Origin of the sequence: Legionella septentrionalis (genome assembly GCF_003989745.1) — a bacterium.
GTDB lineage: Bacteria > Pseudomonadota > Gammaproteobacteria > Legionellales > Legionellaceae > Legionella_A > Legionella_A septentrionalis.
The window spans coordinates 24,407-35,123 of sequence record NZ_RZGS01000026.1 but is presented as its reverse complement, the minus strand read 5'-3'; the positions used below and the strand labels follow the sequence as shown (position 1 = coordinate 35,123).

The window sequence follows — 10,717 nt, the reverse complement described above, 5'->3', positions numbered from 1 at the left end:
AGGCTTTGGAAGTAATTTTTCTAAACGAGACCACATCTCGTCATCAATGACCATCCGTGACATTCCCTCTCCCCAACCCTCTCCCGCGAAGGGCATCATCATACTATCAAAGCTCCTATCGCGGGAGAGGGGGTAGATCGAAGTGAAATAGAAAAATTTGTGCTCAATTTAAGATGAAATCTTGGCTAAAAAACTTTAGGGACGTTGCCTAGTATCTTTCTTATCAGGGCCTAAAAATTTTTTTACTGAATCTTCTTTATGTTGGAGATAATTCTTACAAACTTGGGCTAGCTGTTGTCTTGCTTCTGAAGGGGATATGATTCACAATTAAATATTTTGTTTAATATTTGTTCATTATGCTGGGGTTTCTGGAATGGCTCAAGCTTTGAGAAATAAATAGGGAAACAATTTATTCAAAGTAGATACGAATTCTATAGTTAGCCTTTGATAATACTATAAATACCTCGACAGCCACTTAAATTATTGCAATACTTATTTCTCTCTTATTAAAGAGAACAGTCCAATCAAAATAAGGAGATTGATATGAAAGCAAGTATTCTTGCGGGTTTGTTGTCGTTATTTTTTATCCCCAATCCACTCTTTGCAGCAGATAAAGCAGTAGAAAAAACTTTACCCCCACCCCTTGTCCAGGCAACAAAAAAGATTGACTTAAATAAAGCCGACGCTAAGGAACTGACCCATTCTGTTCCGGGAATTGGTAAAAAACGCGCTGAAGCCATCGTGCGTTACCGCGATGAACATGGCATTTTTCATGCGGTGGAAGATTTGGCCCATGTGCGCGGCTTAGGAAAGCAATTTGTGCAAAAGCATTTGGCGCAATTACAGGAAGTATTTGTTGTACAATAAGTTCTAAAAATTACAGCCTGAATAAACCATCAGGCTGTAATGAGCATTTATCCTGCATGAGAAAAATCTTGTAAAGATCTGTCGATTTTTATCCAAATTTGAGTTAAAGTGCTCCCCAAAAAAAGAACGAGGTAATAAAGTTCATGTTTAGGAAACTTAGGGGTGTATTCTCTAACGATTTATCCATCGATTTAGGTACAGCAAATACACTCATTTACGTTAGAGATAAAGGCATCGTGCTGAATGAGCCCTCTGTGGTGGCTTTAAGAAACGAAGCTGGCCAGAAAAGAGTGGCTGCTGTGGGTCTTGAGGCAAAGCGCATGTTAGGCCGAACCCCTGGCAATATAAATGCTATCCGCCCGATGAAGGACGGCGTTATTGCAGATTTCTTTGTGACTGAGAAAATGCTGCAGCATTTCATTCATAAAGTGCATGAAAATCGGTTTTTAAGGCCAAGTCCGCGCGTATTGGTTTGCGTGCCTTGCGGTTCGACGCAAGTGGAGCGCCGTGCGATACGTGAATCAGCTATGGGAGCAGGAGCGCGTGAAGTCTTCTTAATTGAAGAACCCATGGCAGCTGCTTTAGGTTCTGGCATGCCGGTTGAGGAAGCAAGCGGTTCGATGGTTGTTGATATCGGCGGTGGCACCACGGAAGTGGCGATCATTTCGCTAAGCGGAATCGTTTATCATCAATCCGTACGCATTGGTGGTGATAAGTTTGATGACGCCATTGTCTCTTACGTTCGCCGCAACTACGGTACATTAATCGGTGAAACAACCGCTGAGCGCATTAAGCATGAGATTGGTTCAGCATTCCCAAGCCGCGATCTGTTTGAAATTGAAGTGCGCGGCCGTAATCTTGCCGAAGGCGTGCCACGCAGTTTTACCTTAACCAGTGCAGAAATCCTGGAAGCTTTGCAAGAACCCTTGTCAGGTATTGTAGGTGCAGTGCGTGCCGCTTTGGAATTGGCGCCACCAGAGCTTGCTGCAGATATTGCCGAGCGCGGTATGGTGTTAACCGGGGGCGGAGCTTTATTGAAAAATATGGATACATTGTTAATGGAAGAAACCGGCTTGCCAGTACTGGTGGCTGAAGATCCGTTAACTTGTGTGGCTCGCGGTGGTGGTAAAGCTTTAGAAACCATGGACTTGCGTGGTGGCGATTTCTTATCAACTGAATAATTCTCATAGCCGGTTATTTGTCAAAGGCAAACACTCTTCCTTAAGTTTTGTGTTTGCTTTGGCTGTTTCATTGGCTCTTATGATTGCTGACGACCATTACCGATATTTGGACGAGGTTCGCAGCGGTTTTTCTTTACTTGTTGCTCCAGTGCAATACGCAGTGGACTATCCTGTGCGCATTATAGGCTGGGGAAAATCCTTAATGAGCACCAAAAAGGCACTTATTGATGAAAATATGCAATTGCGCCATCAACAAACCATGTTGGAAGCACAATTACAAAAGCTTCTCGTCATCCGCAATGAAAACTCGCAATTAAAAGAATTACTTCTGGCTTCCGTTAATGGCCATACAAGAGCCATGGCTGCCCAAATTCTCGCAGTGGATACTAGTGTTTCCCGTCAAATATTGGTTTTAAACAAAGGCAAACGTGATGGTGTGTTCCGCGGACAACCCGTACTGGATGCCAAAGGCGTTATGGGGCAAGTCATCGATGTAGGAGTAATGACCAGCACGGTTTTATTAATTTCTGACTCCAAAAGCGCTGTTCCTGTGCAAAATAACCGCACCGGTGAGCGTGCCATTTTGGTCGGGAAAAATAACATCAGCCAGCTGTCGCTCATTAATTTGCCAAAATCTTCTGCTATCGTAAAAGGGGATTTACTGGTGACATCCGGTTTGGGTCGTCGTTACCCGGAGGGTTATCCTGTGGGTGAAGTTGAAGAAGTTAAAAACATGCCGGGTGAAGAATTTATTAAGGTAAGTGTCAAACCAATAGCGCTGTTAAATCGCAATCGATTGGTATTATTGATATGGCCAGAAAAAGAATATGCTCAATTGTCTGCAGAAATAACCGAGCGCTTGAATGCGATGGAGGATGATAAGTCCGTATCTAAGACTAAAAATCTGGCGGCCAATGCGGTGAGTGCAAGCGGAGCATAAAGGATAATGAAATAACATGATTTATGTAACGGCAAGATTTTTATTGAGTTTGCTTCTCACTTTAATTTTAACCATTCTCCCCATGCCTGAGTTTTTAATGGGTATTCGGCCTGCGTGGGTTCTGCTGTTGGTGCTTTATGCACAATTTTTAATGTCAGGGCATATGAATGTTCTTTTTTTGCTGATCATTGGATTATGCTTGGATGTCCTTTTATCTACCGTCATTGGAGAACACGCATTTGCGTTGTTGATTACCTGTTGGCTGGCTGCCAAAAAAGGAAGGCGGTTTAATTTTTTCCCCCTTGGGCAGCAAATGGTTTTTATTGCCCTTTTTTGTTTGACTTATCAGGCTGTGCTGCTGTTGTTGGATGCTTTTTTAGGAAATCATTATAACCCTATCGTTGCATTGAGTAGTGCTTTGTTAGGTACGGTTCTATGGCCTTGGATACGAATAATTGCCGATAGCGTCTTTTTATCGAAATCCTATCGTTAGCTCATCTTACCAGCATCATCCTATTTAAATTTTCCTGTCTAATGAGCCCGACCTATTTGGGACAAACCTGCTGCCCATGCTATGATGATTGCTTTAAAAATTGATGGAGAAGTCTATGACCTTTGAAAAAATTCAGGTGCCTGCGCAAGGTGAAGCCATTACTGTCAAGGACGGAAAACTGCATGTGCCCAATCAGCCAATTATTCCATTTATTGAAGGGGATGGGATTGGGGTCGATGTAACACCAGCCATGCTAAAAGTTGTCGATGCAGCAGTAAACAAAGCATATGGCAGCGAGAGGAAAATAGCTTGGATGGAAGTTTATGCCGGGGAGAAGGCTACGCAAGTGTACGGGCACAATGAATGGTTGCCTAAAGAAACATTGAATGCTTTAAAGCAATTTGCAGTTTCCATCAAAGGTCCTCTAACAACTCCAGTAGGCGGTGGTATCCGCTCTTTAAATGTGACTATCCGTCAGGATTTAGATCTTTATGTTTGCTTGCGTCCCGTACGTTATTTTAAGGGTACTCCCAGTCCAGTTAAAGAGCCCTGGAAAACCAATATGGTTATTTTTAGAGAAAACTCAGAAGATATTTATGCAGGGATCGAATGGCAAGCGGATACGATGGAAGCAAAAAAAATCATTCATTTCCTGCAGCAAGAAATGGGCGTTAAAAAAATTCGCTTTCCGGAGCATTGTGGCATTGGAATTAAACCGGTTTCCAAGGCTGGTACGTCTCGCCTGGTAAGAGCTGCTATCCAGTATGCCATCGATAATGATCGCGATTCGGTGACTTTGGTGCATAAAGGCAATATTATGAAATTCACTGAAGGTGCGTTTAAAGACTGGGGATATGAAGTAGCCCGTCAGGATTTCGCTGCCAAAGAGTATGAGGGCGGGCCATGGATGCAGATTAAAAATCCAAACACGGGCAAAACCATTATCGTTAAAGACGTAATTGCCGATGCATTCCTGCAGCAAATTTTACTAAGACCTGAAGAATACAGCGTCATTGCTACCTTGAATTTAAATGGTGATTATATTTCGGATGCCCTGGCAGCTCAGGTGGGTGGGATTGGTATAGCACCTGGAGCCAATTTAAGCGACAGCATTGCAGTTTTTGAAGCCACGCACGGAACTGCACCTAAATATGCTGGCCAAGATAAAGTAAACCCAGGCTCAATCATTTTATCGGCTGAAATGATGTTGCGCCACTTGTGCTGGACGGAAGCGGCAGATTACATTCTTAAGGGTGTGGAAGGAGCAATTGAAGCAAAAACAGTGACTTATGATTTTGCAAGATTAATGGACGGTGCGACTTGTGTCAGCTGCTCTGGGTTTGCGGACGCTATAATTAAACATATGTAGTCTTCATGGGTAAGGAGCGGTAAGAATCGCTCCTTACTTCGGGATTAAAACTGTTTTTACTGGCCAAAATCGTAATGAAATACTATAAATTAGTATAAGGTGTGATGTAATGAGTGGGTGGAATTTGGGGGAGATTGTAGAGCGTAAGGTGGCTGAAGCAAAAGCTTTACCAGCGCTTAAACAACCTCGAAAATATAAAGTCATTCTGCTCAACGATGATTACACACCCATGGATTTTGTTGTTGATGTGTTAAAGCGTTTTTTTCATTTGAATGAAGAACTTGCTGTACAAATTATGCTTCAGGTTCATCTTCAAGGAAGGGGAGTATGCGGGGTATTCACCCGCGATATAGCAGAGACTAAAGTTGTTTTGGTTAATGATTATGCCAGACAAAATGACCATCCATTGCTGTGTAGCATGGAACCAGAGTAAGTAGCAGTGCTGGATAGGAGGAGCAGCGATATGTTAAATAAAGAGCTTGAATTCACCCTTAATCTAGCTTTTAAAGAAGCAAAAGAAAAACGTCATGAATTTATGACGGTTGAGCACTTACTGTTGTCGCTGCTTGATAATCCTGCTGCAGGGAATGTATTGCAAGCTTGTGATGCCAACATTGAAGCGCTGCGTCGTGATTTAATCGAATTCATTGACGAAACCACACCAAGGATCCCAGAGGATGAAGTGGATCGCGAAACCCAACCGACACTTGGTTTTCAGCGCGTTTTACAACGTGCTGTGTTTCACGTCCAATCAGCGGGTAAGACCGAAGTAAGCGGGGCGAATGTGCTTGCAGCTATTTTCAGCGAGCAGGAAAGCCAGGCTGTTTATTTTTTACGGCGTGAAAACATTACGCGCCTGGATGTTATCAATTATATTTCGCACGGCGTCTCCAAATATCAAAATAACGACATGCATGACGGCATGAATTCTGCCATGGATGAAGAAATGATGTCTGCTGAAGGCAATGAATCGCCTTTGGAAAGCTATTGTATGAATTTAAACAAGCGCGCAAAAATGGGGAAAATTGATCCTCTTATTGGGCGCCACGAAGAAATTCAGCGCACGGTACAGGTGCTTTGCCGTCGCCGTAAAAATAACCCATTGCTGGTGGGCGAGGCGGGTGTTGGGAAAACTGCCATCGCCGAGGGGTTGGCACGGCGCATTGTCGATGGTGAAGTCCCTGAAGCAATCAAAAACTGCGTAGTTTATTCTCTGGATTTGGGAGCTCTGTTGGCCGGTACCAAATATCGTGGGGATTTTGAGAAACGGCTGAAAGCTGTGTTAAAACAATTGGGCGATCAAGATGGTGGTATTTTGTTTATTGATGAAATTCATACGATCATCGGTGCCGGCGCTGCCTCTGGCGGAGTAATGGATGCGTCCAATTTAATCAAACCCTTGCTGGCAAACGGCGAGTTAAAATGCATTGGTTCAACCACTTACCAAGAATACCGCGGCATCTTTGAAAAAGACAGAGCTCTGGCCCGCCGCTTCCAAAAAGTGGATATCACCGAGCCAAGCATTGAAGAAACATTTGAAATTTTAAAAGGATTAAAGGGGCGCCTGGAAGCTCACCATGGCGTTAAATTTTCTGTCCCATCCTTAAGGGCCGCTGCGGAATTGTCGGCTAAATATATTAATGAGCGTTTCTTGCCGGATAAAGCAATTGATGTGGTTGATGAAGCGGGTGCCTATCAGAATCTCATGCCACCATCAAAACGTAAAAAAATCATTAGTGTTACTGAGATTGAAAATGTAGTGGCTAAAATAGCCAGAATACCGCTTAAAAAAGTTTCAGCCCGTGATAAGGATACGTTGCGTAACTTGGAACGTGATCTTAAATTGCTGGTTTACGGTCAAGACGATGCCATTACCGCTTTGGCGTCTGCCATCAAATTATCGCGCTCAGGGTTGCGCGACCCGGAAAAACCAGTAGGGTGTTTCCTATTTGCAGGGCCTACCGGGGTCGGTAAAACAGAAGTCACACGCCAACTTGCTAATGTATTGGGCATCGAGCTTTTACGTTTTGACATGTCCGAGTATATGGAAAAACATACGGTATCACGCTTGATTGGTGCACCTCCGGGATATGTAGGCTATGATCAGGGCGGGTTATTGACCGAAGCTGTGACGAAAAATCCACATTCTGTCGTGTTATTGGATGAAATTGAAAAAGCACACCCCGATGTGTTTAATTTATTGCTGCAAATTATGGATCATGGCACCTTGACTGATACGAATGGGCGCCAAGCCGATTTCCGTCATGTAATTTTAGTAATGACCAGCAACGCCGGTGCTAGTGAAATCAGCCGCAATTCCATAGGCTTTTCCTTGCAAGACAATAGCAACGATGGTTTGGAAGCCATCAAGCGGCAATTTAGTCCGGAATTTAGAAACCGACTTGATGCAATCATCAATTTTACAGCTCTTAACGTTGAAACAATTGGCTTGGTGGTTGACAAATTCATTATGGAGCTTGAAGAGCAATTGAGTAGTAAAGGTGTTACGTTTACCGTAGAAAAATCAGCTCGTGAATGGTTAATTGAACATGGTTATAACAAAACCATGGGAGCTCGCCCGATGGCGCGTTTAATCCAGGATCACATCAAGAAGCCTCTGGCTGAAGAGCTTTTGTTCGGTAAATTAGCCAATGGCGGCCATGTAACTTTAAAGATGAAAGATGACAAGCTTCATTTTGATAATCACGATTATCGCGAAGGGGTTTGTTAACACGGTAAAAATTTGTTTGGTTTTTAATCCCAAGCTTTATTAAGCCCGGTTGGTGCAGCAGCGAACCGGGCTTAATCTTTTCTCAACAGCACTTACCATTTCTTTCATGTTTAGGGTAAAATGCCAGCAAAACTTTTAATTTCAAAACACCCTGCATGCTTAGTGTTGTTATTATTGCTAAAAATGAAGAAATTAATATTCGACGTTGCCTTGAATCCATTGCATGGGCTGATGAAATTATTGTATTGGATTCAGGAAGCACGGACCAAACTGTAGAAATTGCCAAAGAATATACTGAGAAAGTTTATCAAACTGACTGGCAAGGATATGGGGTGCAGAAACAAAGGGCACTGGCTGCGGCTTCAGGTGACTGGGTATTAAATTTGGATGCGGATGAATCCGTAGATGCGGTGCTGAAGCAAGAAATTGTGGCTGCTATTGCTGGCAACAAGGCTGATGCGTACCGAGTTCCCATCCGCATGTATTTCTACGATAAACCTTTGCGCTATTCTTCAAGCCCCAAGCGGCACGTACGCTTGTTCAAACGGCAAGGAGCTTATTACAGTAATGACATTGTTCATGAAAAAGTAATTTTACCCGCAGGCGCCAGGATCGAGAAAATCCATACACCACTCAGGCATCACTCTTATCGGGATGTAAGTCATGCCCTTTATAAATTGAACCGATATTCATCTTACAGCGCTAAAATACGGTTACAAGAGAAAAAACATGCTACCTTTTTAAAAACGTTATTAGGAACGGGGTGGATGTTCTTTCGCTGTTATATTCTGCAACGCGGCTTTATGGATGGAAAGGAAGGGTTCATATTTGCACTTTTGAATGCACAAGGAACCTATTACCGCGGCTTAAAACAATTATATCCAGATTCTACACTTAACGAACTACCATCAATTAAGGACAGCGCATGATGCCAGGGATTACTATTACACGTGGGCAGTTGACGGCTCAATCCATGTTGCCATTTTTTTTAGCTTTAACCGTGTTTGCCATTCCAATCAGTTCTACCGCTAAAAGTGTATTTTTATTTTTATCCGTATCTTCAATCGTTTTTTCCCCTGTTTATAGGCAAGATTTATTAAATACTCTTAACAAGCCCTGGTGTAAGGCGGCTTTAAGTTTATTTTTTGTTGCATTCGTTGCATGTTTTTGGAGCCGTGCCTCGCATCATGATCAAATGCTTGTCATTGAGAAATATAGCAAGTTATTGTATTTGCCCATTTTAGCAGTCGGATTTCAAAATAAACGCACCCGTAGTTTAGCCATTCATGCTTTTTTATTAGCCATGACCATCACTTGTACACTTTCCATCCTAAAACTTGCAGGTTTTGTTAAGTATCATGGGGACGATCCTGGACATGTATTCCGCAATCATATTATGACCGGCTACATGATGGCATTTGCCAGCTATCTATCTGCTTTATTATTTGTCCGGGCACGCGGGAAACACCGTGCTTTATATGCTGTTTTATGTTTGTTTTTCAGTTATCAAATATGGTTTGTAAATACCGGACGTACTGGCTATGTCATCTATGCTTTACTGATGATGCTTTTAATTTTGCAAATTTTATCGTGGCGTCAGGCTATATTAGCCGGGATATTAGGTTTTGCTGCACTAACCATGCTTTATTATGAAAATGCAGATCTTCATGCGCGTGTGGCGCAAGTTGCAGCGGATTGGCAGCATTACCAACAAGATAATAAGGACACATCCATTGGTTATCGCCTGCAATTTCATGAATTTGCCAGAGAATTGTTTTCACGGCGTCCCTGGTTTGGGAATGGAACGGGGGGATTTACTTATTCATTTGCAAAAGAAAAACCAGTTCCTTCATGGGATAGAAAATTATTGGAACCTCACAGCCAGTATTGGTTGATAGCCTCGGAATTTGGCATTGCGGGCTTGGTTTTGCTCGGTTTCTTTTTTGGCAGCCTTTTTTTTAGTGCTTTCAGACTGAAAACGATGGGGGTAATTGCCATCGCAGTATTGCTGCCATTCATGGCTGGAAATTTGTCGGATTCTTTATTGTTTTATTCAGGTACGGGCTATTTCTTTATTTTATTTATGGCTTTGTGTTTGGGGGAATCTATTCGGCCCGAACCCGTTAATTCCTTTGAATTTAATGTGGAAGAAGTTGCTAGGAACTAAAATGAACCCTCATCGCGGGCTCCTGACGCGTCACTGTGGCTAGCCAAGCAGAGCTGATAAAGCAGGCGCGAGCAAGTTGGCTACAGTTGCATTAAACGCGGCAAATTCCGTCAAGAGTATTGCAAGGTAAGCTGGTTAAATCGAACCATAACCAATGGAAAACTATTGCTGCGCGCTTAACAAGTAAGTAAAAATTACCATTTTTCAGCGGAAGTAAGATTACAGCAACATGCCGCTTTATCTCGCTTAAAACTGCAAATTGCATGAATCTCTTTAAAATTACATTTATGAATATTCAGTTAAGTTATAACAATATCCTGAAATACTTAATTGGGGGTGGAATCTCAGGAATGCTTGAGTATGTAGATCTAATGATAAAAATTATTGAGGCTTGTTATCTTATTTAAGAAACTACCAATGACTAAATTTATTTGATTTTGAATGGTTTTGTTGCCCCTATCGCATAGTTCAATATGTTTTGCTTCATTAAGTTTTACAATAGTCATATTTAATCCTCCACAATCTCTTTGATCCGGCAAAACATCGGGATCTGCGTTGGTATCATTCCCTCGAATAGATAGTATTGGGAATTTACTGTTCCGGGGAAAAGGCATACGCAAACTATCAAGTGAGATTACAGATTGAACTAAATAAGGATATTGTTTAGCAAATAGCAAAAAAATATCGCCTCCATTTGAATGCCCAACCAAAATAACTTTATTGAAATTTATAAATGGGTACTGAAAGGTCAACGCATTTTCTACAAACAGGATATTTAAAACACCTCTGTTCCATAATGGTTTTCTACATTGGTATAAATTACCAGTGCGGGGTAAAGGTGAATCCGTACTCAGATCATGTTTAAGAGCAATATTGATCATTACAGCCTCAATTTTCGCTATTTTCGAATGAATAATCCGCATCCTAAAGCCCTTCATTTTGGGAAGCTTTCTATAGCGCCTTGCACTT

Annotated in this window: 10 protein-coding genes; 9 read left to right on the top strand and 1 reads right to left on the bottom strand. The window is 42.2% G+C overall.

The window, feature by feature from the left end:
• Positions 1-543 precede the first annotated feature (543 nt).
• The 9 genes from ELY11_RS08925 to ELY11_RS08885 all read left to right on the top strand — a co-directional run bounded on the left by ELY11_RS08925 (position 544) and on the right by ELY11_RS08885 (position 9,748).
• The gene (locus ELY11_RS08925; RefSeq protein WP_127033162.1) at positions 544-867 is read left to right on the top strand and encodes a ComEA family DNA-binding protein; all 324 of its coding nucleotides are present in this window, start codon (positions 544-546) and stop codon (positions 865-867) included.
• Positions 868-1,010: 143 nt separating this feature from the next.
• On the top strand, positions 1,011-2,048 hold the full coding sequence (locus ELY11_RS08920) for a rod shape-determining protein (protein ID WP_126954127.1): 1,038 nt from the start codon (positions 1,011-1,013) through the stop codon (positions 2,046-2,048).
• Positions 2,023-2,988 carry a rod shape-determining protein MreC gene (gene mreC, locus ELY11_RS08915; protein ID WP_233579778.1) on the top strand — a complete coding sequence of 322 codons (966 nt, stop codon included), beginning with the start codon at positions 2,023-2,025 and terminating at the stop codon, positions 2,986-2,988. Before ELY11_RS08920 ends, mreC begins: the two co-directional genes overlap by 26 nt.
• Before the next feature lie 16 nt (positions 2,989-3,004).
• Positions 3,005-3,481, top strand: a complete 477-nt coding sequence (gene mreD, locus ELY11_RS08910) for a rod shape-determining protein MreD (protein WP_126954126.1) — start codon at positions 3,005-3,007, stop codon at positions 3,479-3,481.
• A gap of 115 nt (positions 3,482-3,596) precedes the next feature.
• Positions 3,597-4,850: an NADP-dependent isocitrate dehydrogenase gene (gene icd / locus ELY11_RS08905; RefSeq protein ID WP_199741527.1), complete on the top strand. Its 1,254-nt coding sequence runs from the start codon at positions 3,597-3,599 to the stop codon at positions 4,848-4,850.
• 109 nt (positions 4,851-4,959) lie between these two features.
• Positions 4,960-5,283, top strand: a complete 324-nt coding sequence (gene clpS, locus ELY11_RS08900) for an ATP-dependent Clp protease adapter ClpS (protein ID WP_126954124.1) — start codon at positions 4,960-4,962, stop codon at positions 5,281-5,283.
• A 30-nt stretch (positions 5,284-5,313) separates the two neighbouring features.
• Positions 5,314-7,581: an ATP-dependent Clp protease ATP-binding subunit ClpA gene (gene clpA, locus ELY11_RS08895; protein ID WP_126954123.1), complete on the top strand. Its 2,268-nt coding sequence runs from the start codon at positions 5,314-5,316 to the stop codon at positions 7,579-7,581.
• 155 nt (positions 7,582-7,736) lie between these two features.
• Positions 7,737-8,510, top strand: a complete 774-nt coding sequence (locus tag ELY11_RS08890) for a glycosyltransferase family 2 protein (protein WP_126954122.1) — start codon at positions 7,737-7,739, stop codon at positions 8,508-8,510.
• Entirely contained in the window at positions 8,507-9,748 is a 1,242-nt protein-coding gene (locus ELY11_RS08885; RefSeq protein WP_126954121.1) for an O-antigen ligase family protein, read from the top strand. Before ELY11_RS08890 ends, ELY11_RS08885 begins: the two co-directional genes overlap by 4 nt.
• 368 nt (positions 9,749-10,116) lie before the next feature.
• Here ELY11_RS08885 and ELY11_RS08880 read toward each other — a convergent pair whose 3' ends face one another.
• A complete protein-coding gene (locus tag ELY11_RS08880) occupies positions 10,117-10,671 on the bottom strand; it encodes an alpha/beta fold hydrolase (RefSeq protein WP_127033158.1) in 555 nt (184 codons plus the stop codon).
• Positions 10,672-10,717: the final 46 nt, after the last annotated feature.

Coding starts and splice junctions, on each gene's coding strand:
- ELY11_RS08925 (WP_127033162.1), top strand. CDS start 544: ATGAAAGCAAGTATTCTTGCGGGTTTGTTGTCGTTATTTTTTATCCCC.
- ELY11_RS08920 (WP_126954127.1), top strand. CDS start 1,011: ATGTTTAGGAAACTTAGGGGTGTATTCTCTAACGATTTATCCATCGAT.
- mreD (WP_126954126.1), top strand. CDS start 3,005: ATGATTTATGTAACGGCAAGATTTTTATTGAGTTTGCTTCTCACTTTA.
- icd (WP_199741527.1), top strand. CDS start 3,597: ATGACCTTTGAAAAAATTCAGGTGCCTGCGCAAGGTGAAGCCATTACT.
- clpS (WP_126954124.1), top strand. CDS start 4,960: ATGAGTGGGTGGAATTTGGGGGAGATTGTAGAGCGTAAGGTGGCTGAA.
- clpA (WP_126954123.1), top strand. CDS start 5,314: ATGTTAAATAAAGAGCTTGAATTCACCCTTAATCTAGCTTTTAAAGAA.
- ELY11_RS08890 (WP_126954122.1), top strand. CDS start 7,737: ATGCTTAGTGTTGTTATTATTGCTAAAAATGAAGAAATTAATATTCGA.
- ELY11_RS08885 (WP_126954121.1), top strand. CDS start 8,507: ATGATGCCAGGGATTACTATTACACGTGGGCAGTTGACGGCTCAATCC.
- ELY11_RS08880 (WP_127033158.1), bottom strand. CDS start 10,671: ATGCGGATTATTCATTCGAAAATAGCGAAAATTGAGGCTGTAATGATC.